Genomic DNA, 22,956 nt, shown 5'->3' on the forward strand with positions numbered 1-22,956 from the left:
CTTCCTTTGTTTAGATTAATTTTGTGCCTTTTTTTCTTTGATTTTTTTCTCTGCCTTAGCCACAGCTTCATGTATTTCGCTAAGTCTAAAGGGCTTTGCTAAGAAGTCTAATACCCCTTTTTGAAATGATTCTTTTGCAGTGTCCATAGTGGCAAATCCAGTTATGACTATGACTTCGGTTTCAGGTCTCATTTCTTTTACTTCAGTTAAAAATTCCATTCCATCAATCCCTTCCATCTTTAAGTCTGTTATCACAATATCAAATGGTCTTTGTTTGAATCTGGTAATAGCATCAATACTCCTTGTAAATGTCTCAACATAGTATCCTTTTTTTTCCAAAGAAGGTTTAAGGCGTTTGGTTACAATTGGTTCATCATCTAGTATTAATATTGACATTTGTTCGTTATTCATAATGATATCCCCCTCTTTTTTTATAAATTAATTTCACTATTGCCTAATTTGTGTTGTAATAAAATGTTGTGAAACTCCTTGGCAAAATAATCCACTGTCTTATCATCTGTCATTTGGACATCAAGCTGTCTAGTAAAGGCAACCAAGATTCCAAGTACCATAATTTTTTCCAGTGTTTCTTCCTTTGCCATTCCCTTTAGACGTCCAACAACTAAGTCTCCTTTTATGTCTGTTAAAAAGTCCTGTTCTGTTAAAATTCGTCCTATGAGACGTGCCCTCCTTGCCCTTTTTACATTCTCTGATACGCCTCCAAAAAACCTGAAGTAAATATAGTTACTATTGGGATCATCTGATGCAATAGTATCTATCATGGTAAAATGGTATCCCAGTCTCAAACTAATATTTGCATACTCTTTTGAAACTACAGCTAGATTTTGTCCAATAAATTTTGGGTCTGCAACATCAAAGGCAAAAGTTTTATTCATGCTGGACATAAAACTTTTAAATCCAATACCAACTGGTGAAGAAGACCATACATTTTCACTACATACCCCTTTGATAAAATACTTAAGAGGCATAGAAGATAAGTTATTTACATGTAATTGTCTGGGTTTAATAATAGCATTTTCACTAATATCAATCACTATTAAGTCTAAGGGAATATCCAGCTTTAATTTTACTGCAGCACTGCTAAGTTTAGGGTCCGTATAACAATTCTGATCAATTAATTCTTGAACTGCCTTTTCGTGGATATATCTTATGATATCATGAAATGTTTTACAATTTTCAGGTCTAAAATCATTTCCTGTGGGATCCACTAAATTAAGTGGTGAAATTCTCTTATAGATCCTTTTAAGTAGTCTATATTCCTTTGTTTCTTCAAATTTTTCCTCATTAAATTCATAATAGCATAGCTCTTTTAAATAACCATTATAAATTACATTATCAGTTGCATTTAAAGTGATCTTTTGTCCATTTTTCAATATTTTAGTTGCCTTTTTAGTATTGATTATCATTGGTATTCTAAATTCCCTGGCAATTGTAGATAAGTGTCCAATGGGTGAGCCAATATCTGTGATAATGCCATTTACCTTTTTTATGACCTTGGCAAGTAAAGGGGAAGAAAAACTTGCAACCAGTATACATTCATCTGGTACGTTCTCTAAGTCTTCCACAGAAGTTATTTTATATACCTCTCCTATTGCAATGCCTTCTTGTACAATCTCTCCCTGACCTGATAATATAACTTCAAATCTTTCTTTTATTGAATCTAAATCACATTTAAATTGTATTTTTTTTTGGTCTATTGAAAGTTGCCTGCTTTGAAGAATTATAAGGTTGTTTTGCATGTCAAAAGCAAATTCTATGTCCTGGGGATGTTTAAAATATTTTTCTAACCTCATTCCTATTTGAACTAATTTTCTTATTTGTTCATTAGTAAGACATGGTTTGTCTCTATCCTTATCTGGAACGTCCATTTTTTCTATTTTACCTGTATCTAGATTTAATTGGGACATATTTTTTTTATAGATTATATCCATACCAATTAACTCATGGGGGTATGTCCTGGAAACATAGAATTTATCTCCAGCCCTTTTTCCAGAGACCAGACCTTCTCCAAGACCATAAGTAGCTGCAATTACACATCCTTCTTCCTCAGGATTAAAAGGATCTAAAGTGTACATTACTCCACTTACCTTTGCCTGGATCATCTTTTGACATCCCACTGCCATGGCAATTTCTGATTCTAGGAAACCTTTATTTCTTCTATATTCCATAGCCCTCTCTGAATAAGTACTAGCTATAACTTCTTTATATTTATCAAGAATTTCCTCAGGAGGAACACCCAGATAACTCTCATAAATACCAGCAAAGGAGTGCTCACTGTCTTCTCCAATACAGCTACTCCTAACGGCAAAATATAGAACCGTATTTTTATAACGTTTTTTTAACTTATTGATATTTTGATTTACTTCAACTATGAGTTCCTTAGGTAGTTCAATACTTAATATGAGATTTTGTATTTTTTTTGATGCACAAGATGTTTTAATATCACCTTTTTCCCATTTATTAATTATATCTGAAATTTCACCTGCTATATTTGATTCTTTAACTATCTTTAAAAAACCTTTGGTTGTGATTGCAAAACCATCTGGTATGTTTATTGTGAGTAGATTTTTTATAACTCCCAAATGGGCATTTTTGCCACCAACTGCGTCTTCATATTCGTCGTTAATTTTATCATAAGGAAGTACGTAGTTCCCTTCTGGAATTATTATATTGCCCTTTAACTCTTCTTCTATATCAGACCTGATTTTTGCATATACTGGAAGCAGTCTAGAATATTTCCCCGGAGCTATAGCTTCTAGGTGATAAATCATTTTATAAATGCTATCAGCAAGTTTAATAGAACTGGTTTCTATGTAATGTCTGTCAAAAATATATTCTCCACTTAATTTTTCTCCCATATCAGCGATGATTTCAAGGGAAAGATTATTTTCTTTAATAAGTTGCTGAAAGTGGTCGAATAATTCAGGAAAGCTAATTTTTTTGGTTCTTCTAAATAAGTTGAAGATATTTTTTAATGACCATCCCATATTCGACCACTCCCTGTTTATTAAATTTTACCAGAGACGCATAGATTTATGCATCTCTGGTAAAACTCAAGTTGATTAATGGGCTCCACCCTTATCTTTAAATATAAATCCCATTACAAAACCAGCTAATATTGCTATAATTACGGCTAAAATACCATAAATTAAACTGTGATTAAAGGCCATATCTGATATGAATTTTGGAAATCCAGTTAATTTTACTTCAAAAGAATCCTTTTCTATATTCTCTATTTGGTGCTTATTGTTCAGATTATACACAACTATTTCATATTTTCCTGGCGGCATTTTAGGAGGTATTGATATCTCGCACCTAAATTTTTTTTCATCTCCCTTTTGAATATAACGAACTCCATCTTTATTTATATGATACAATCCCTCTTTTTCTTTTAATTTTAAAAAATCTGCTAATATTTGTTCTTTTGTATCGGGAGTTGGTTCTATTTCTATTTTTGACAAGACATTTTTATATCCCAGGCCTAACTTGCTTACAACACCAGATAAATTTGATGGAAGATATAACATATACACAGAAGGGGCATGTTTAAATGTTAGGTGTGCAACGGTCATCCAGAATATACCCCATACTTTTCCTTTTTGTTTAAAATGAGCGTCCTTTTCTGTTCCTCTTATTTCAACTATGATATCCTTATCTTTAAGAACATCTCCTGATATATGTAATTTTGCCCCATTATATTGAGCCCCTATCAATATTGTCTCAGGAGAATGAGTAAATGCCAGGATATTTTTAGATGCAATTATAAAACAACCTATTAAAATTATATAAAGGTATTTTAATTTCATGATTAGTGACCTCCTGCATAGGATAACATTAGGGAAGGTTTTGCCAGTAAGCTATAGAGCATTTTAAACATAACAAGTAACACAATAGTAGCAAGAATTATCTTGAGCTGGTCTCCTTTTAGTCTTTTAGAGATCCTTGACCCAAATTGAGCGCCTATAGTTGATCCCAATAGTAAGCAAAGTGCTAATACAAAGTCTACTGTGTGGTTAGAATATGCCTGCATTATTGTTACATTGATACATGTAAACAGGATTTGAAATAGAGATGTTCCAACCACAACGTGCATGGGCATGCGGAGGAGATAAACCATTACTGGAACCATGATAAAACCACCACCAACACCCATGATTGCAGCTAAAATTCCCACAAAAGTCCCCAAAATCAATGGCATTAGGGCAGACATAGTGACACCAGATTTTTCAAAGTGGGTTTGAAAAGGCAGGGAATTCATTAGTTTTACATAAATTGATTCCTTAGGAGTTGCAGATGTTTGTTCTAACTCCTCTCCTTCTTGTTCTTTGCTTTTTTTCAGGCTTTGCAGACTTTCAATGAACATATATGTACCAACAAATCCCAACATGATAACGTATGTTAAGTTGATTAAGAAGTCGGCATTGCCAAGGGCCCTTAAAACTTTAATTATGTGGACCCCAATATCTCCTCCAATAATTCCACCAATTAATAACAATATGCCCATTTTTATGTCCACGTTTCCCAACCTGTAATGGGCAACTGTGCCTGAGGTAGAGGCCCCAACAATTTGATTTGAATCAGATGCAGCTGCTACTGTAGGTGGGATCCCAAACATGATTAGAAGTGGAGTCATTAAAAAACCACCACCTACCCCAAAAATACCTGAAAGGAGTCCTACCAGGCCTCCGAGACCCAGGATAAGAAAGACATTTATACTGTTTCCTGCAATTGGGAGATACATGTGAAACATAATTACCACCTTCCTTTATTTTTTAACAATTTCTACACTGCACAATTTTTGTTTTTTGACTGTTTTTAACAATTCTAAAACCCACTGTTTGTAAGAAGCTCTGTTTGGTATTGATAATACCAGTAAATCTATTCCATGTTCTCTAATGAACTTTGTGCATTTTTCCAAAAAATTTCCTTTCACCCGAATGTGAACATTTTTTCCCTCCTTTTGGCTTAGGTTTAACAGGTTAATAGCCTTACTACCCCTTTTAACATTGCTATTTTCAATAGAGGAAACCTCTCCCTCCTCCACATATTCAAATAAATATACCTTTGCATTAATCCTTTCAGACAGTTGCATTGCATGCACTGCGGCCCAAAGATTAGGCTCTTTAGAAAATATAGGTACAAGTATCTGTTTCATAGTCATCTATAGGCATATTTTGTTCCAATCTGTTAACTATTTGTAATTATTGCTTTATATCTGGAAAAAGAGAAAAATTTAAATTTTGTCTATGTTTCAATATGAAAAGATATTAACACTATTAACAGTAAATAAATTTTTCTACTCATGTGAAATTGTATAGAATAACAAGAAGATTATTTAAACTGGATGTTAAAGATTAAGATTTAATGTTGTATGTTTCATTTTGAAAAAGGAGGGTAGATTTTATAGGTTGTACTTTTTCATTTTTCTCCAAAGAGTGGTCCTTGGAATTTTTAAGATAGCTGCAGTTGCTTTCTTGTCATAGCCTGTAAATTCTAAGACCCTTTTTATGTGATTTTTTTCAATTTCTTCAAGTGACATCAATAACTTAGTAGATACATTTGTAAAATTTAGGTTGGTTATATCTGAGGGTAGGTGTTCTGGTTTTATCTCTTGTCCATCGCACAGGGCAACTGCCCTCTGGATTATATTTTCCAGTTCCCTTACATTTCCTGGAAAGTCGTACTTTAAGAGTAAAGATGCTGCCTTGTTTGAAATTCCCTTGATTTGTTTGTCAAATTGTTTATTATACTTTGATATAAAGTGGGAGATCAAAACTGGAATATCCTCTGGTCGTTCTTTTAATTTTGGAAGCCTAACATTCACCACATTTAGCCTGAAGTAGAGGTCTTCTCTAAAGAGTTTTTCTTTCACAAGTGTCTTTAAATCCCTATTTGTAGCTGCAATTATTCTTATATCAAGGTCAATAGGTGTATTTGATCCCAATCTATATATTCTTTTTTCTTCAATGACCTTTAAGAGCTTTACTTGTACAGATGGAGCCATTTCTCCAATTTCATCTAGGAATAAAGTTCCTTTTTGTGCAGCTTCAATCAGACCAATCCTTCTGGAATGTGCCCCTGTAAAGGCTTCTTTTTCATGTCCAAAGAGTTCATTTGTTATAAGCTCTTCAGAAAAACCACCGCAATTTATAGAAATATATGGTCCTTTGGATCTTTTGCTAAGTTTGTGTATGGCCCTGGCCACCATTTCTTTTCCTGTTCCAGTTTCTCCTTCTATTAACACATTACAGTCTAGGGGGGCGATTTTTTTTATTATATTTGTCACATCTATCATCTTTTGGCAATTTGCAATAAATCCATCCAAAGGATTCTTATCTCTTTGATTCAGTAAATTTTTTAATTGTAAATTTTCTCTTTTTAAAAGTATTTTTTCTAAGGTGTTATTTACAGTTAGGAAGAGCTTGTTTTTGTTTAAAGGCTTTTCTAGATAGTCCTTTGCACCAATTTTTATTGCTTCAACTGCTGAATCTACTGTGGCGTGTCCTGTAACAATTATAACTTCTATGTCGGATTTTAATTTTTTTAAATAAGTTAAAACGGTTATTCCATCTAAATCAGGTAGGTTCAAATCCAAAAGAAGAAGGTCAAAATCAATTTCATTAATTGATGAGAGAAATTCTTGGGCGTTGTTATATGCATAGACCTTTAAACCCAGATTTTTTTCTAAAAGGGATTTTACTCTTTTTAGGAAGATAATTTCATCATCCACAACTGCTGTTATAATAGATGAAAAATCCCTTTTCATAATTTAATTGTGGGCATTTTGGGAATAAACTGGAAGATAAACAAAAAAGGTAGTACCTTGTCCTTGCCTGCTTTTGACCTCTATGTGGCCTCCATGTTTTTTGACTATTCCGTAGACAATTGAAAGCCCCAGGCCAGTACCTTTACCTACTGGTTTTGTGGAGAAAAAGGGATCAAAAATTCTTTCCATAACCTCTGGCGGCATACCCACACCACTGTCTTCCACTGCTATTTCAATAAAACCTTCTTTTTCTCTGGCACTTATTTTGAGGTATCCACCATTTGGCATTGCCTGTATTGCATTTAAAAACAGGTTGATAAATACCTGTTTTAAGTTGTCTTCATTACCTTTAATCTTGGGAAGGTCAGAAGGAATATTTCTTATTAGTTGGATATCTGATAGCATTAGCTGGTTTTTTATAAGTTTTATTGTAGAATCTATTAGTTTTTTAATATCTATTAGTTCTGTTATGTCTGTCTTTCTCCTCCTGGAAAAGTCCAACAGATTTTTCACAACAGAGCTGGCTCTCCTGGCCTCCTCTAAAATTTCTTGTAGCATTTCTTCTATTTCTTCTTTTGATAAGTCGTTAAAATCTTCTAAAATGGCCTCTGCAGTGAGCGATATATTGTTTAAAGGGTTGTTTAGCTCATGTGCTATACCTGAAACAAGGGTTCCTACAGCAGAGAGTTTTTTTGCCTGGATCAAGGCATTTTGTCTTTCATCCAATTCTCTGATCATTCTGTTAAAAGCACCAATTATCAATGAAAAAGAGGAAGACTGTTGTGAATCCTGTGGAATATAGGAGAAATCTCCTTTGGATATCCTCTCTGTTGTTTGTTGAATAAAAGAAATTTGTTTTAAGATAGTGCGGGTTAATATGATTAAAAGTATAATAAGAGTACTACAAAAGAGAAACATCAAAATAGATGGAATATACAGAATTTTATTTAAAGTCTTTTCAATATGTTTTTTATTTAAATTTAAAAGCTTTTCAGCAAATGTGAGCATATTTTTACCATATTTTCTTATTTGTCTTAAATCCACTTTATTTTTCTTCTTTGCAATGAGAATTAGATTTTCATAGATAGTTAAGTCATTTTCAAATCTTTTAAAATCAGAGGATAGTTCTTCAAAAATATCTTTAAATGCATCTTGATTTTTTATATTATTTATTTCGGATTTTATCTTTTTTAAATATAAAAGCACCTCATTTAAATCTTTTTTATCTATAAAATATACAAAGTTCTTCTCATATCTTCTAAGCTCTAACACATCTTCCATAAAGTCATGTGTCCTTTCTAACATAGCAAGTTGTTTTTTGAAAAAATTAATATTGTAGGCATATCCAATTAATTGAATTAGCAGAAATAGAATGGCAGTAACTGTAAAAAGTAATATTTTGATCCTTAAATCTTTCATTGTTCCTGTTTTCCCAAATGTTCTAATAGGATTATTTAAAGAATTGTATATCTACTTTTAGGTATGCTACCAAAAGAATATTGGGTTTTGTCAAGTCCAAATACAAGGGAATTTATTTTTATCAGGAATTTAAATAAGTTGATAGCCTTAGATGAGATGAGGGGACATGGCCCCCCCTTTTTTAGCAAACTAAAGTTCCGAAAGCTGCATGTTGATTTGTGTTATGACTTTCTTAGTTATTGGTAAATCCCCTAACTTTGCCTGAAAAAAAATTGAATGTTCACAGGTAATTTCCTAAATAGGTGATTAGCACACACTCCATAAGGAGGAAAATTACCTGTGAACAACAACTTCATTGCTCAATTTTCAAAAAATATCAAGTTTTCCTACACATCTTTTGATCGTGTTATCCTTCGCGGTTACATTTTAGACCTCTTCTATGAAGGAGGCGTTGTTTCTTTCCTTATATGGGCTTTGTTAAACGCTCTAATGGCGTTATGCGCATTTTCACTGACCCGCCTGCCAATCGCCTTGATACTCTTTCATTAAAACTATATACCCTGCCTTCTCTAGTTAAATACCACATATTGTCGAGGCACTGGCGGGCAGGAACCACCATTAACAACCCTAAATCGCTGGGGCTTAAAAAACCTGTTTTCTATCTACAGGCCTATTTATGGAAAGGTCTTGATGCCAATAACAAATTCCTCAATTGTTGTGCTGACGTTGATCTCTCCTCATTATGTGAGATTGAACCGAACATGTTTTCAAAACCTGTTCTTGACCACCTTAACCATAAGGTCTCTGCTCCTGATCTTAGAAAAGACAGACAACTTGCTCTCATCAAAGAATTGCTTAAAACCAAATACTCCTCTTTTGGATTTAAAAGTTGTGAACTTAAGAATGCTCTATCCAACTACTTCCGAAATTCTTCTCAAATTCGCTACGAATTGAAAAAATTAATCTCTAGAAAGATCGTCAAAAAGGCAAAAGGTATATCATTTTATGCGGTTACTAAATTTGGCTGAAAGTGGCTTTGGGCTCCAATTTGTGCTAACGACTTTTTTAAAAATCCCATAATTTCAAGGTGTTTTAAAAAGGACTTAGAACATAGGACATCACAACCATCTAATATTGAAAAGTGCTATCTCCTCATCCATCAAGGCTTAACCATCATAACTCAAGAACTTGCAATGATTTAGGCTTCTCTAAAAAACGTAAATTTTTTTCATGTTGTTAAAGAAAAAAGCATAACCTTCGCCTATTTTGATAATTTCAACAATATCCGAATATATCATACTTCAAACCCCATAATCTTCAAAGAAGAGTATTATTCGTCTGGCACATTTCCGCTTATTTTCATAGAAGAGATCTAAAATGTAACCGCGAAGGATAACACGATCCAAAGATGAGTAGGAAAACTTGATATTTTTTGAAAATTGAGCGATAAAGTTATTGTTCACAGGTAATTTGCCTCCTTATGGAGTGTGTGCTAATCACCTATTTCGGAAATTACTTGTGAACATTCAATTTTTTTCAGACAAAGTTATTGCACTTATCAATAACTAAGAAACCTATAACACAAATCAACATGCGGTTTTTCGGAATTTTAGTTTGCTAAACTAGATAAGAAAGGGGATTTACGCATATCCGGATAACCAAAACCTCTATTATTTACTTGGGGAAAATTATCTCAGATTGGGAAAGACAAAAGATGCAAAGATGGCCTTTGTCCAGGTCCTCAAACTTGACAAATCAAAAGAGACAAAATTTGCCAAATTGGCCAGAAATTATCTGGATATCCTCAAATAAAAAAGACTATCCAAGGGTCTTAGGGATTAATCCGTGGATCTATGATTTTGCTGCATACAATTTCTGGGTCCGCCCAGTTGGTTTAATCTCCTGCCTAACTATGCTCAAGTTAGTTGGATGTGAAGTTGCCCTATTAGACTGTTTATATCCAATGTGGAGAGATATTAAATGGCCTAAGCCAGTCAAATATGGCACAGGTCCATATCCTAGAGTAGAGATTCCAAAACCCTGTGGATTAGAAAATGTTCCAAGAAAATTTGCAAGATATGGGCTGGATTTTAATGCAGTTAAAGGTGCGTTGAAAAATATGTCACCACCTGATTTTGTTCTGGTGTCTACAGTTATGACCTACTGGTATCCAGGTATAATCGCTGTTATATCACTTATTAGAAAAATATTTAAAAAAACAAAAATAATAGTTGGAGGGATTTATTCGACCTTGTGTATGGATCACGCCCAAAAAAATTTAGATGTGGATTTGATTATAAAAGGGCCTATTGAAAAAGAAGAGAACTGGAATTTGCTTATGAAGTTTATGGGACTTCCTTTATGCAAAGCAAATTTTAGAATTTCTTCAGAGTTTTATTCTGAGCCATATTTTTCCATAATATTAGGGTCCAGGGGTTGCCCATTTTCCTGTGAGTATTGTGCAAGCAAAATATTATACACTAATTTTATACAAAGACCCTTTAAAGATATTTTTGAAGAATTTTTGTTTGATTATAAACGAGGTGTTAGGGACTTTGTATTTTATGACGACGCACTCTTATATCAACCAGAAAATTGGTTTATTCCTTTTTTAGAAAAAATTATTAAAAATGGCTATAATGTGAGATTTCATACTCCAAATGGGCTCCATATACGTTATTTAACCAAGGATATTTGTATCCTCATGAAAAGGGCCGGATTTAAGACCATTAGACTGGGTTTGGAGACCAGAAATTTTCTGTCCAGACTGGATAAAAAACTTACAAAGGAAGAGTGGGATATAGGGGTAAAAAATCTTTTAGAAGCAGGATTTAATAGGGAAGAAATAGGTGTCTATATCTTATTTGCACTCCCAGGGCAAAGGGATGAAGAGGTCATTTCAACCATAGAATTTGCAAAATCATTTGGGTTTAGGCCTCATCTTGCCTATTTTACTCCTATACCAGGTTCAAAATTATTTCAAAAGGCCAAATCTCATTCTCTCTACCCCATAGAGGAAGATCCAATATATCAAAATAATGCGATCTGGCCATGCTATCCAGGTGGATTTTCATGGGAAAAAAGGTCCTTTTTCAGAAAGTTATGATTAAAACAAGCATTGACACTTCATTACTAATAATGCTAAAATACTTTTTAATAAATTAAATAAAATTTTTAAAATTATACAAAGGTATTTTTCTGTAACAATGATCCAGAATAAAAATGAGATAAAAGGCGATCTTTTAAATATTATGGATGGTTTGAAAATGCTCAAACCACCATCTCCATATTGGCCCCAATCTGCTAATGTATATATATTTGAAGACATGGAAGGATTGACACTTTTTGATGTGGGATGTGGAAGCATAAGCTCCATAGAAAATCTTTTATTGATTCTTAAGAGATTGGGCTGGGATTCTATAAAAATTACAAAAATCGTGTTATCCCATGCACACCCAGATCACATGGGTGGAATGGAGCTACTTGTGCCTGAATTAAAACCAGAAACAATTATTATTCACGAGTTGGATTTTCCTTTTGCTCTGAATCCTGAAAAACTAGAATCTTCTTTTGATATACCTCTATGTAAAGAACGACTGAAAGAAAGAGGAACTGTTGAAGATCAAAGTGATACAACGGGGAATTCAGGTAAAAAAGGACCGGCTTTTGATTTGCTCAATTATTTTAAGTCAGTTAATTGTCCAATGTCATCAGTTAAGGCAAATACTATTGTAAAGGAAGGAGATTGTATAAAAATAGGGGCTTATAATTTTGAAGTTTTACATACCCCAGGTCATGCCCCTGGCCACATCTCATTATACGAGAGAAAAAAAAGATTCTTGCTTTCTGGAGACATCCTTGGAGATGTAGTACCTTGGTATTCTCCATCCTCAGGAGGAGTTATAGGATATCTCAAGAGTCTTGAAAAAATAGAAACTTTAGATATTGATTTTATTCTTCCTTCTCACGGTGATGTTATTAGTGATGCAAACAAAGTTATTAGAAAAACAAGAAAGGAACTTTTGAAAAGGGATGAGCTGATTTTAATGAATCTAAAAAAGGGTCCTAAGAATTTTCATGAACTTGTCCAAGAGTTTTTTGATTCGCCTTCAGCACAATTTTTTCCTGGGACCCCAATATTACAATGCCATCTTCAAAAATTGAGATTAGAAGGAAAGATAAAAAGCACCACTTCTCGACCACAAAAATTCTTTCTTGTTTAATTAATATAAACTCCAAAAGGGGGACCTTGGGCCCCCTTAAAAAGTCACTAGATTCAAAATCCCGAAAGTTTTATAAATCATTATGCGGTATCTGGCTCAGCCACACCAAAAACAGACCTTAAAACGTCACACATCTCTTGAAGTGTTGCATATGCCTTAACACAATCAATAATATAGGGCATTAGATTTTCGTCTTCATTCTTTGCTGCCTTTTCCAGGGCCTTGAGGGTTTTAGAAACCGCTCCATTGTCTCTTTCCTTCTTAAACTTTGCTAATGATGCCCTTTTTCTCTCTTCTGCAGTTGCCATTAACTCTGCAGGATATACTTCAGGTACACTACGATTTGTTGTGACTTCTATCTCGTGGGGTCCAGTAAAACAATTTACGCCAACAACAAATTCTTCCTGATTTTCTATTTTACGCTGTTTCTCATAAGCACTTTTTGCGATTGCCTGCTTCATGTATCCATTCTCAATAGCTGCCACTGCTCCGCCCATCTCTTCAATCTTATCAAACTCCTTTTGTGCAGCTTCTTCAATCTCGTTGGTGAGCGATTCCATAAAGTATGAGCCTGCCCAGGGATCATTCACTTCACCGACCTTTGCCTCATAAATCAGAATACGAGTTGCGTCAAAGGCTAGTTGCTGAGCTTCTAAACTATGTCCAAGCCCTAAGGGCTCATCATATGGAGGGAATACCCCGGGAATGCCACCACTCATTCCAGCAGCCATGGCACCTACCACAGCGCGTGTCAAGTTATTGAGAGGACGCTGGAGGGTTGTGCTAGAACATCCTATATGTGCTGTTGATATCTGTCTAATCATCATGCCCCTGGGATTTTTGGCACCAAATCGCTCTTTTAGCATCCTTGCCCACATCCGCCTTGCTGCCCGCTGAAATGCTATTTCTTTGTAAAATTCCATACTTCCGCCAAAACCATTAAACGTAAAGTTTGGGGCAAAAGAGTCAATGTCTAAACCTGCATCTACTCCTGTTTGCAAGTATGCTGCTCCAATTGCCATACTAAAGGCCAAATCTTGCTCTCTTGTAGCACCTGCCTCCCGCATATGGTACCCGCCAATACTTGTTACATTCATATTGGGTACATATTTTGTACAAAACACCAGAATATCACGAAATAATCTCATTGAGGGACGAGGTGGAAAGATATAGGTACCCCTGCTCACAAATTCCTTCAAAATATCATTTTGAGGAGTACCCCTTAGCTTTTCCAAGGGGATATTTCTCTTCTGTGCCAAAGCTATATACATGGCTATTATTATTGCTGCAGGAGCATTGATTGTAAAGTTAGAGGGGACTTTATCTATATCCAATTCCCCTGTATAAGCTTCATATATTATCTCAAAATCACGAAATGTGTCCACAGCCACTCCCACTCTGCCTACTTCTCCTTCTGCCCAATCACTATCAGAATCATAACCACATTGAGTAGGAAGGTCAAAGGCCATATTAGGACCGCCTTTTCTTCCCATTTTGTGCATTCTAATCAAATAGTCTCTATAATCTTCAGGAGTACCAAAGCCACCATATTTTCCAGCTCCACTTGCACCCCATTCATAACGAACTCCTGCCTTTGCTGCTAAATTTGCCAGGGCCTGCCATCTAGGGAGAGGGTCATTGCCTGCTACAAAGGGATATTGCCCTGGAAATCCAACTTGCTCTAAAAAATCAAAATCCTTGATATCTAAAGGAGTATAGAAGCGAGTAGGACACTTATCTAGTTTAAATTTTTTCATCCTTGGCTCAAGTACTCGCTTTACCCACTCTTTTTGGGCCTGCTCTAAAGATTTGAGTTTTTCCTTGTTGTTAGCCATAACTTACTCCTACCTTTATATTTAATTGTGATTTCTATCCTAAAAGTTCCCTTTATTCTATTTTTTTTAAGACTTTTCGTCAAGTTTCACTCCATATTTCTTTTTTAGTTCCACTTTTTTAATCTTTCCACTGGCTGTCATAGGGAGTTCATCAATGAATTTTATATGTCTTGGATACTTATACCTGGCTATCTTACCCTCAAGAAAATCGTAAATTTCTTCTTTTGTTAGAGTTTCTCCTTTTTTTACAACTATAAATGCCATTCCTGTTTCACCCCACTTCGCATCTGGTACTCCAATTATTGCAACGTTTTCAATTTTTGGATGACCTGCCAGAACCTTTTCAATCTCAGCAGGATATACATTTTCACCACCACTGCGATACATATCTTTGGCCCTATCTACGATGTAGAAATATCCCTCTTCATCCTGATATCCTAAGTCCCCTGTATGTAACACACCATTTCTTAGAGCTTCTGCTGTTTTTTCAGGCATATTCCAATAACCACTCATAACTGTAGGTCCTTTTGCCACTATCTCTCCAATCTGACCTGGAGGTAATTTGTTGCCCTTTTCGTCTTGAATCCAAATATCTGTAAAAAATCCTGGAAGACCTATGGAACCCTTCTTCCTCTCAACATCTTCTTTAGGTAATAGCATCATTGCGGAATTTTCTGTTTGGCCAAACCCCTGTTGCATATAGAGGCCTCTTTTCGCCAACTCATCTAATAGGCTTAAAGGTGTTCTTTCTCCTCCGCCAAAAACAACCCGTACACTGCTTACATCTATATTATCTAGGGCATTTTTTTGTAATATAAAGCGCCACATTGTGGTTAAGGCAAAAATTATTGTGGCTTTGTACCTCTCAATATCTTTAGCAAAATCTTCCGGTCTAAATGTTTGACGCATAATAAATGTGCCACCACGACAAAAGGTAGGTGTCAACGCAATGAACAATCCGCCTGAATGGAAAAGGGGAAGTTGTGCCAGAAATACATCATCAGCTCTCATATCTGAATAAAGAATGATTTGAAAATTTTTAAAATATGTCTGTTCGTGGGAAAGCACAGCCCCCTTTGGAAGCCCTGTAACTCCTGAGGTATACATTATTGCTAGAGGATCACCAAATTCTATTGGCTCTTCTGGCTCAGGCTCTTCTGTAGACATATTTTTAATCGCTTCATTATAGTCCTGTGCCCATCCACTACAATCTGGTCCTTCTGAAATACCACTTTTTACAAATAAATATTTGTCTTCTTCCACTGGCACCCTGGAACGGATAGATTCAAAATTCTTTGCCAAAACATCATGAAACACTAAAAGACGAGAGCCACAATTATTTAGCTGGTATTCAAGCTCAGGTCCTACAAGACGAAAATTCAACGGAACAAATATTAAACCAAGTTTGGCCGCTGCAAAATAAACCTCTACAAACTCTGGACAATTCAAAAGCAACACTGAAATCCTATCTCCTTTTTTCAAACCCTTTTGTTGCAAATAATGCGCAACCTGGTTTACCCTCTTATTCAGTTCTTTGTAAGTTATAGGAACATCCTCATAAATGAGAGCTGTCTTATCTGGGGTAAGCATTGCCCTCTTACTCATTATGTATCCAACATTCCATTCCATAATAATTAACTCCTCCTTGGTTTATAATAATTTCAATTTTTATTAAAAGTCCTTATTGTTTCTTAAAATGGGCACGTATCCTCTCAGCAATCTCTTTTATTGATGTCCCAGCAACAAACACCTCGGCCACTCCTATTTCCTTGAGCTTGGGTATATCTTCTTCAGGAATAATTCCACCCACTATTACTATTACATCTATGGCCTCCATCTCTTCAAGTTTTTTTATCACCTTTTTACTCAAAGGGATGTGAGCGCCTGACAAAATAGATAGACCCACTACCTCCGCATCTTCCTGTACCGCTGCCTTTGCTATTTCATCAGGACTCTGTCTAAGACCTGTATAAATTACTTCAAATCCTTCATCTCTTAATCCATAGGCTACAACTTGGGCACCACGCTCATGACCATCAAGCCCGGGTTTGGCTATTAACACTCTTATCTTCCTGTCTTCATTCATAAAATAACCTCCCTATCCTCTAGGCCCTGGTATTCTCCATATTATTAAAAATTTAAAGGGGAATATTCCCATGACGTTTGGATATCCTTTGAACCTTCTTACCCTCAAGCATCTTGAGACAGCTAATTAGATACTTCCTTGTCTCTGCTGGTTCTATTACGTCTTCTACATTTATATTAGATGAAATATCATATATAGGATTGGCATAAGTCTCTCTATATTCTTCTAATTTCTCCGCTAAAAATTCTTTTGAGACATTTTCCCCCCCATAAAATAATATAACTGACTGCTCAGCCCCCAATATCCCTGTCTCTACAATTGGCCAATATAAAACTATATCTGTGCCAAGACCAGGCAATACACCCATACCTAAATTACCACCACCATATGCCTTTCTCAAAACAAGAGATACCCTCGGAACCACTGCCTCACACAATGCATATAAAACCTTTGCTCCATGCCTAATGATTCCAGCATGTTCCTGGGCTGATCCTGGCATATAGGCTGGCGTATCTACTAACAAAATTATCGGTATATTAAAACAATCACAAAACCTTATAAATCTAGCCTGTTTGTCTGAACTGTCTACTGTCAAACAACCCGCCATATACATGGGTTGGTTCCCTATAAAACCTACTGTTTGACCATCCAATCTCCCAAATCCAACCACTATCTCTTTTGCAAATTCGGCCTTCACTTCCATAAAATCATGATCATCTACTATTTCCTTTATTACCTCCCGCATGTCATAGGGTTTGTTGGGATCTGAGGGAACCAACTCTTCTAATTTTTTACACTCTCTCTCAGGATCGTCTCCAGTCTTAACCCTGGGAGGTTTTTCATCACAATTTAATGGAAGAAAACTCAATAATTTTCTAATCTTAAGTAAACATTCCCTTTCACTTGCACACCTGAAATCACAAACTCCAGATTTTTGAGCATGGATAGCTGCTCCACCCAGTTGTTCCTTTGTAATGTCTTCTCCCAACACAGATTTCACAATTAAAGGCCCGGTAATAAACATATGACTGGTCTTATCCACCATGAAAATAAAATCTGTAAGTGCTGGAGAGTAAACTGAAATACCCCCACAACTACCCAATATCGCTGATATTTGAGGAATCACCCCTGATGCCTGGGTATTTGGATAAAAAACAGAACCACCATGCTTATCTGAAACTAGTGAAAAAAAAGAACGCTTCTGTTTCCTCAACATTTCTACATCCTGGACAGTAGGTAACCTTGCGCCTGGAGAATCATGGAGACCAATGAGAGGAACTCTCATCTCCAGGGCCCTTTCTATGGTGCGATACATTTTATAACCATGCTCTAAGCCAATAGATCCGCCCTTAACTGAGGGATCCTGGGAATAAACAAAAACTTTTCTCCCATCAATGGTACCACTTCCAGTAATAATACCGTCTGCTGGACGGCCATCTAAATGCCCCACAAGCATATTTAATTCATGAAAACTGCCAGGATCTAGAAGAATTTCCAGCCTTTCCCTGGCAGTTAGCTTTCCCTGCTCATGGAGCTTTACAGCCCATTTCCCCCTACTTGCCTCAAGTACTGTTTCTCTGGCCTTTTTCAATTGTTTAAGACGCTTTTTTAACAGTGATTTCATATGGCCATACTCCTTAACTCTACTAAATAAATCTCTTTATAACATAGAACTATTTTTACCATTTTAAAACTAAAATTTGATATTTAGTTTAAACACAATATATCAGTCATGTCAATATTTTTGTACATAAATTTATCAGTAAAACCATATAACAATATTAGATAAATCTTATATTTTAATTTTAATATTGTTTATTTATAAATTATTTAATATATAAGTAATTATATTAATTTTATATTTTATAAAATAATTATAATTTATTTTCAGTATAATTTATTTATTTTTAAAAATTAACATAAATAATAAATGAAGTAATAAAATATGGATGTGTTAGCAACTTCTAGAAAAATTTTATTTTTTACAATCGAGAAAAGAAAATATTTCTCATTTTAAAAAAAAATGATAATTTTAAAGGAAATTTTTTATTTAATATAATATAACTCAACTTATTATAGTTTATAAAATAGTTGCTGTAAATTGTCTATTTTATCTAAGATATATGGAAGTGTTATTTTAACTGGTATAATTGAAATATGTGACTGATATAAAACAACTAAAGCTATAAAAGTAATTGAAAATACCAGAGGGATTTAATTTTGGCACCTATTAATGAACTCTCAATAATCTTTAATAAAATGGATTTGAATACTTTTCTGTTTTAGAGGGTGCTGCTTCAAAATAAAAATTTTTCACTTTTAAACCCAGAAAATTTGTTACCATGTTTAACAGTATGGCATTGATGTATATGTCGATGAACCAACGGTAATTTCTGACAAGGTTAAAACCCATTATCATGTAAAACTTGTTTCAGAAATAGAAAAATTTGCTCTTTATGATGCCTTTTGTAGTAGCAGTTAAGCACGGTGAATGTCAGAAAATATGTCACGAAAAGTTATTCTATTTTTTTCCATCAAGCAACCTTTTTAAGATGTTGTTTAATTCCTGGACTGAGATCAACACTTAAAATAGAATCCCAATTCCTAATGTTCCCAGACCACCGTTCTGGATATTTAGAACGAGCATTTTTGTATACATCTTTTTTACGGCTATAAATATAGTTATCCGCACAATTTCATATAATATGGGGTGACCTTTAAAAATTTTTCTATCCAACTTTTAGCAAAACTTATTTTTTTACATAACCTATTCCATGCTTCTGATATAACCTCCTTCATCTCTTTTATATCTTTTACAAAAACTAATGAAAGCACTCTTTTTATACTTTTCCAGATATACTCAATAGGATTTAACTCTGGTGAATAAGGGGGAAGATAGACAGATAAATAGCTAACTTAGATGCCTTTTCTCTTACTACTTTACTCTTATGGGATGAAAAATTATCTATTATTGCTACTATCGCTTTATATCTCTTATTTACTTCTCTTATCTTTTCTAAAAACTTAGCTATTGATAAACCTTTTGAATCTTCTAAAAATGACTTTACACTTTCTCCTTTTATAGCATAAAAACCTATTATATTTGTCTTTAACAAAGAAAAAGTAAGTTGAAGTTGATCCTCTAATATCTTCTCTGCATCTTTTGGTTTCCTATAATCCATCGGATATGGTTTAGAAAAATGCATCTTAAGCTTATCTCTCAGAATCCTTACTACATGATCTTGTGAGTATTCTATATCAGAAGTATCTTTTATCAATGTCCTTACTTCTTTTGTGGTCCAATAGGCTCTCTTTTTAAGTAATTCCTTAAGCATTTTTAAATCTTCCCTTGACAGCCTACTTGGCCTTCTTCCCCCTTTTCCTCTTCCTTTACCTTTTATCCCTTTATAACCCTCTTGGTTCCATTCCCTTATCCATAAGTACCCTGTCGATTGGGCTATCCCACAACCGCTACAAGCCTTTTCAAAATCTATCCCTTCTTTATAAGATTTAGAAAAATAAGTTTTACCAAGATATTGTCTATCTTCTCACTCTTTAATTTTTCCTTTAGCTCTTCTATATTTTAAACCTTAATACATTTCCCTTTCATAAATATTCATTATATCAAATTGTTCCTATTATATCAAGTTCTGAAGGATACTATAAATCGTGACTAGGATATATAATTTATTGCGTATTCATTCTCACATAATACATATGATTATTTCTAACCACTACCAACATAACTGCTTTCTGAAGCCTGTATCTGATATATGCATGTATCAATTTGTTAATAGATGTTTGAGCGGTCCCTCCTATTTTATAGATCACATCACCAGGCTTAAGTCCAAGTGCTGAGGCTGGTGAATTAGGATACACATTGGTTACAAGAAGGTTCCCTTTATATTCTTTTCCCCAAAAACCCCATCTCTTTTTTATTAACCTAATCGCTTGTTTTTTAGTAAAATATACAGGTTTTAGAGGGGAGGTCTCATACAATTTGCCCATTCTAAAAAGTTTTAATTTAATAACAGATTCAGAAGTAGTATTTAATAAATACCTTATATAATCTTCTTTATCTCGAATCTGTATTCCATTTATTGAAACTATCACATCTCCAGGTTTTATTCCTTCTTTATATGCAGGAAGCCCTTTAATCACCTCAGTAACCAAGAGCCCTTCAAGGCCTTTTAATCTGAGATAAGAGGCCACTCTTGGATCCACATTTTGGCCAAAGATTCCAAGCCATACAGGTTGCACCTTGCCATAATGGAGCAGTTCATAAATAACATTTTTTGCCTTATCTATGGGAATGGCAAATCCAATTCCCTCTGCCTTTGCGTAAATGGCTGTATTAATTCCAATTACTTCACCGAGTATATTTAAAAGAGGTCCACCACTGTTTCCTGGATTAATAGCTGCATCTGTCTGAATAAATCCAAAATAGGTTCCTTGCTTTGTCCTAATAGACCTATTTAAAGCAGACACAACACCAGTTGTCACTGTATGGCTAAAACCGTAAGGATTTCCTATTGCGATCACTGTCTCTCCAACCATTAAGTCTTTAGATGTCCCCATCCTTGCCTCGGGTAATTGCCCATGTCCTCGTAATTTTAAGAGGGCTACATCAAAATCAGGATCACATCCAACTAAATCTGCCTTAAATTCTCTTCCATCTAGTAATTTTACCTTGATTTTTGAGGCACCCATAATCACATGGGCGTTTGTAAGAACCAATCTTTTTATCCCGTTAATTATTACCCCAGAGCCTAAACTCTGTTCTAAAAATTTTCGTTTATATCCTGGAAAAATATCAGAAAAAAAAGGAGAAAAAAACTCATCTCCAAAAAAATCCCTAAAAGGATTAGAATACCTCTCAACTACCTTTGCTGCTTTAATATTTACCACTGCTGGAGCAGTCTTTTCCACTGCCTGAACAACCAGATTCCTTCTCAACTCAATTCCATTCTTGCCAAAGACATTTACTGAAAACAACAAAAAAAATAGACACATAGATATAGTAACCTGTTTTTTCATTCTAAATACTCCTTAAGTTAAAAATAAAAAAAGCTCAGGACTTCTCCTGAGCTTAAAAGATAATCCTTTAAAATTCAATCTTTTATTTTACCAATCTATGTATTTACATAAAGGGATTTATTAACTTTGACCATCAAAGGCCAATCAAACCCAGTTTTATCTTTAAAAACTCATGGCTCTTAGCCGTCTTATTCTTTCCTCAATAGGTGGATGGGTGCTAAATAAACTTATCAAAGACACACCTTTAAATGGATTTACAATAAACATGTGGGCAGTTGAAGGATTACCGACACTCATTGGTATTCTGCTCGAATATGCTTCAAGTTTTTCCAATGCGCTTGCAAGATAATGGGGATTTTCACACAGCTTTGCACCAGTCTCATCTGCAAGATATTCCCTTGACCTGGAGATGGCCAGTTGTATTAGCATTGCTGCAAATGGAGCTATAATTGCCAAAATAATGGCAACAAATGGATTTGAATCTTCATCATCTCGTCCCATCCCAAATATTGCAGCCCATTTTACCATATCAGAAATAAACATTATTACACCTGCTAAAGTTGCTGCTATAGTCTGGATCAATATGTCCCTATTCTTGATATGGCCTATCTCATGGGCAAGAACCCCCATAAGCTCCTCTGGAGTAAGGAGTTCCATTATACCCCTTGTTACAGCAACAACACCATTTTTTGGGCCACGCCCTGTTGCAAAGGCGTTTGGTTGTTCAGATGGTATAATGTAAATCTTTGGCTTTGGAATCCCAGCCCTTTTTGCCAGTTCTTCAACAATGTGATGAAGCTCTGGAGCCTCGTGATAATCAACCTTCTTTGCGCGATACATTCTCAAAACAATTTTATCAGAAAACCAGTAACTTCCAACATTCATTAAAATAGCAAAGAAAAATGCAATGTAAAGTCCTTGAGTACCACCAAGGGCCTTTCCAAAAAGTAAGATAAGGACAGTTAAAACACCCAAAAAAATCCCTGTTTTTACTTGATTTTTCATATTTTTCCTCCTCTTTTTATTTTTTTATTCCTCAAATTGTATTTGAATTTTTATTTCATCTGGTTTCACCTCTTTTTTAGGGAGCTTGATCATTAAGATCCCAATATCCATAGAAGCAGATATTGAGTCCAAATCAATATCTTTTGGAAGAGAGAACTTTCTTATAAAAGGGCCATATGACCTCTCTAAAATCATGTAAGAACATCTGGGAGTTTCTTTAATCAGCCTTTTTATCCCACAAATAATAAGCTCTTCCCCTTTTAATTCAATTTGAATATCTGATTTTTCCACTCCTGGAATCTCCATTTGTATCACATAATATTTTTCTGTTTCATAAACATCAGTTGCTGGTTCCCAGGTAGTAGAGGTTGGTTCATTATTGTTGGCAAACCTTCCAAATGTCTGTTCCATAATCTTATCTGCTCTTTTTTTCATATTTTGGATTTCAACAAATAGATCCGTGGATTTAAATCTAAAAGCACCCATTTTTTTCTCCTCTTTTTTTGCTTATGGTTAATTGAATTAGTAATTAATTTAGACAAAAAGTCAACTCTTGAAAGCAAA

Annotated in this window: 19 protein-coding genes; 3 read left to right on the forward strand and 16 right to left on the reverse strand. The window is 34.7% G+C overall.

The genetic code is table 11. The features are described 5' to 3' along the window. Window positions 1–15: 15 nt before the first annotated feature. The 7 genes from ACYQ1E_RS04685 to ACYQ1E_RS04715 all read right to left on the reverse strand — a co-directional run bounded on the left by ACYQ1E_RS04685 (window position 16) and on the right by ACYQ1E_RS04715 (window position 8,206). Complete coding sequence (locus ACYQ1E_RS04685) at window positions 16–411, reverse strand: response regulator (protein WP_459875866.1); 396 nt, start codon at window positions 409–411, stop codon at window positions 16–18. Window positions 412–431: 20 nt separating this feature from the next. Then, window positions 432–3,008: a PEP/pyruvate-binding domain-containing protein gene (locus ACYQ1E_RS04690; RefSeq protein WP_459875869.1), complete on the reverse strand. Its 2,577-nt coding sequence runs from the start codon at window positions 3,006–3,008 to the stop codon at window positions 432–434. A gap of 75 nt (window positions 3,009–3,083) precedes the next feature. Continuing rightward, on the reverse strand, window positions 3,084–3,827 hold the full coding sequence (locus tag ACYQ1E_RS04695) for a TIGR02186 family protein (RefSeq protein ID WP_459875872.1): 744 nt from the start codon (window positions 3,825–3,827) through the stop codon (window positions 3,084–3,086). 2 nt (window positions 3,828–3,829) lie between these two features. Further along, complete coding sequence (locus ACYQ1E_RS04700; RefSeq protein ID WP_459875875.1) at window positions 3,830–4,780, reverse strand: sulfite exporter TauE/SafE family protein; 951 nt, start codon at window positions 4,778–4,780, stop codon at window positions 3,830–3,832. Window positions 4,781–4,786: 6 nt separating this feature from the next. After that, on the reverse strand, window positions 4,787–5,176 hold the full coding sequence (locus tag ACYQ1E_RS04705; protein ID WP_459875878.1) for a hypothetical protein: 390 nt from the start codon (window positions 5,174–5,176) through the stop codon (window positions 4,787–4,789). 246 nt (window positions 5,177–5,422) lie between these two features. After that, entirely contained in the window at window positions 5,423–6,787 is a 1,365-nt protein-coding gene (locus ACYQ1E_RS04710) for a sigma-54-dependent transcriptional regulator (protein ID WP_459875881.1), read from the reverse strand. 3 nt (window positions 6,788–6,790) lie between these two features. Next, window positions 6,791–8,206 carry a sensor histidine kinase gene (locus ACYQ1E_RS04715; protein ID WP_459875883.1) on the reverse strand — a complete coding sequence of 472 codons (1,416 nt, stop codon included), beginning with the start codon at window positions 8,204–8,206 and terminating at the stop codon, window positions 6,791–6,793. 497 nt (window positions 8,207–8,703) lie between these two features. Here ACYQ1E_RS04715 and ACYQ1E_RS04720 point away from each other — a divergent pair, with 497 nt between their 5' ends. The 3 genes from ACYQ1E_RS04720 to ACYQ1E_RS04730 all read left to right on the forward strand — a co-directional run bounded on the left by ACYQ1E_RS04720 (window position 8,704) and on the right by ACYQ1E_RS04730 (window position 12,429). Continuing rightward, window positions 8,704–9,234: a hypothetical protein gene (locus tag ACYQ1E_RS04720; RefSeq protein ID WP_459875886.1), complete on the forward strand. Its 531-nt coding sequence runs from the start codon at window positions 8,704–8,706 to the stop codon at window positions 9,232–9,234. A 686-nt stretch (window positions 9,235–9,920) separates the two neighbouring features. Continuing rightward, window positions 9,921–11,312 (forward strand): B12-binding domain-containing radical SAM protein, encoded by a 1,392-nt coding sequence (locus ACYQ1E_RS04725; RefSeq protein ID WP_459875889.1) that lies wholly within the window; start codon window positions 9,921–9,923, stop codon window positions 11,310–11,312. Between the two features lie 100 nt (window positions 11,313–11,412). Continuing rightward, on the forward strand, window positions 11,413–12,429 hold the full coding sequence (locus tag ACYQ1E_RS04730; protein WP_459875891.1) for an MBL fold metallo-hydrolase: 1,017 nt from the start codon (window positions 11,413–11,415) through the stop codon (window positions 12,427–12,429). An 80-nt stretch (window positions 12,430–12,509) separates the two neighbouring features. On the opposite strand, the gene ACYQ1E_RS04735 is transcribed toward ACYQ1E_RS04730, so the two are convergent. The 9 genes from ACYQ1E_RS04735 to ACYQ1E_RS04775 form a co-directional block, all read right to left on the reverse strand. After that, on the reverse strand, window positions 12,510–14,264 hold the full coding sequence (locus ACYQ1E_RS04735; protein WP_459875893.1) for a methylmalonyl-CoA mutase family protein: 1,755 nt from the start codon (window positions 14,262–14,264) through the stop codon (window positions 12,510–12,512). Window positions 14,265–14,330: 66 nt separating this feature from the next. After that, window positions 14,331–15,893, reverse strand: coding sequence for an acyl-CoA synthetase (locus ACYQ1E_RS04740; RefSeq protein WP_459875895.1), 1,563 nt, complete (start codon window positions 15,891–15,893; stop codon window positions 14,331–14,333). Between the two features lie 52 nt (window positions 15,894–15,945). Beyond that, entirely contained in the window at window positions 15,946–16,350 is a 405-nt protein-coding gene (locus ACYQ1E_RS04745) for a cobalamin B12-binding domain-containing protein (RefSeq protein WP_459875898.1), read from the reverse strand. Between the two features lie 52 nt (window positions 16,351–16,402). Continuing rightward, complete coding sequence (locus ACYQ1E_RS04750; RefSeq protein WP_459875901.1) at window positions 16,403–17,974, reverse strand: acyl-CoA carboxylase subunit beta; 1,572 nt, start codon at window positions 17,972–17,974, stop codon at window positions 16,403–16,405. A gap of 1,058 nt (window positions 17,975–19,032) precedes the next feature. Further along, window positions 19,033–19,185 (reverse strand): hypothetical protein, encoded by a 153-nt coding sequence (locus tag ACYQ1E_RS04755; protein ID WP_459875903.1) that lies wholly within the window; start codon window positions 19,183–19,185, stop codon window positions 19,033–19,035. Between the two features lie 35 nt (window positions 19,186–19,220). Next, window positions 19,221–19,844, reverse strand: a complete 624-nt coding sequence (locus ACYQ1E_RS04760; RefSeq protein ID WP_459878454.1) for a helix-turn-helix domain-containing protein — start codon at window positions 19,842–19,844, stop codon at window positions 19,221–19,223. A 193-nt stretch (window positions 19,845–20,037) separates the two neighbouring features. Beyond that, window positions 20,038–21,387: a trypsin-like peptidase domain-containing protein gene (locus ACYQ1E_RS04765; RefSeq protein ID WP_459875905.1), complete on the reverse strand. Its 1,350-nt coding sequence runs from the start codon at window positions 21,385–21,387 to the stop codon at window positions 20,038–20,040. Window positions 21,388–21,549: 162 nt separating this feature from the next. Next, entirely contained in the window at window positions 21,550–22,392 is an 843-nt protein-coding gene (gene htpX / locus ACYQ1E_RS04770) for a zinc metalloprotease HtpX (protein WP_459875908.1), read from the reverse strand. Between the two features lie 24 nt (window positions 22,393–22,416). Next, window positions 22,417–22,878 carry an Hsp20/alpha crystallin family protein gene (locus tag ACYQ1E_RS04775; protein ID WP_459875910.1) on the reverse strand — a complete coding sequence of 154 codons (462 nt, stop codon included), beginning with the start codon at window positions 22,876–22,878 and terminating at the stop codon, window positions 22,417–22,419. Window positions 22,879–22,956 lie beyond the last annotated feature (78 nt).

The sequence above is a fragment of the Desulfothermus naphthae genome, assembly GCF_054657475.1.

Coding starts and splice junctions, on each gene's coding strand:
- ACYQ1E_RS04685 (WP_459875866.1), bottom strand. CDS start 411: ATGAATAACGAACAAATGTCAATATTAATACTAGATGATGAACCAATT.
- ACYQ1E_RS04690 (WP_459875869.1), bottom strand. CDS start 3,008: ATGGGATGGTCATTAAAAAATATCTTCAACTTATTTAGAAGAACCAAA.
- ACYQ1E_RS04695 (WP_459875872.1), bottom strand. CDS start 3,827: ATGAAATTAAAATACCTTTATATAATTTTAATAGGTTGTTTTATAATT.
- ACYQ1E_RS04705 (WP_459875878.1), bottom strand. CDS start 5,176: ATGAAACAGATACTTGTACCTATATTTTCTAAAGAGCCTAATCTTTGG.
- ACYQ1E_RS04710 (WP_459875881.1), bottom strand. CDS start 6,787: ATGAAAAGGGATTTTTCATCTATTATAACAGCAGTTGTGGATGATGAA.
- ACYQ1E_RS04715 (WP_459875883.1), bottom strand. CDS start 8,206: ATGAAAGATTTAAGGATCAAAATATTACTTTTTACAGTTACTGCCATT.
- ACYQ1E_RS04720 (WP_459875886.1), top strand. CDS start 8,704: ATGCGCATTTTCACTGACCCGCCTGCCAATCGCCTTGATACTCTTTCA.
- ACYQ1E_RS04725 (WP_459875889.1), top strand. CDS start 9,921: ATGCAAAGATGGCCTTTGTCCAGGTCCTCAAACTTGACAAATCAAAAG.
- ACYQ1E_RS04730 (WP_459875891.1), top strand. CDS start 11,413: ATGATCCAGAATAAAAATGAGATAAAAGGCGATCTTTTAAATATTATG.
- ACYQ1E_RS04735 (WP_459875893.1), bottom strand. CDS start 14,264: ATGGCTAACAACAAGGAAAAACTCAAATCTTTAGAGCAGGCCCAAAAA.
- ACYQ1E_RS04740 (WP_459875895.1), bottom strand. CDS start 15,893: ATGGAATGGAATGTTGGATACATAATGAGTAAGAGGGCAATGCTTACC.
- ACYQ1E_RS04745 (WP_459875898.1), bottom strand. CDS start 16,350: ATGAATGAAGACAGGAAGATAAGAGTGTTAATAGCCAAACCCGGGCTT.
- ACYQ1E_RS04750 (WP_459875901.1), bottom strand. CDS start 17,974: ATGAAATCACTGTTAAAAAAGCGTCTTAAACAATTGAAAAAGGCCAGA.
- ACYQ1E_RS04765 (WP_459875905.1), bottom strand. CDS start 21,387: ATGAAAAAACAGGTTACTATATCTATGTGTCTATTTTTTTTGTTGTTT.
- htpX (WP_459875908.1), bottom strand. CDS start 22,392: ATGAAAAATCAAGTAAAAACAGGGATTTTTTTGGGTGTTTTAACTGTC.
- ACYQ1E_RS04775 (WP_459875910.1), bottom strand. CDS start 22,878: ATGGGTGCTTTTAGATTTAAATCCACGGATCTATTTGTTGAAATCCAA.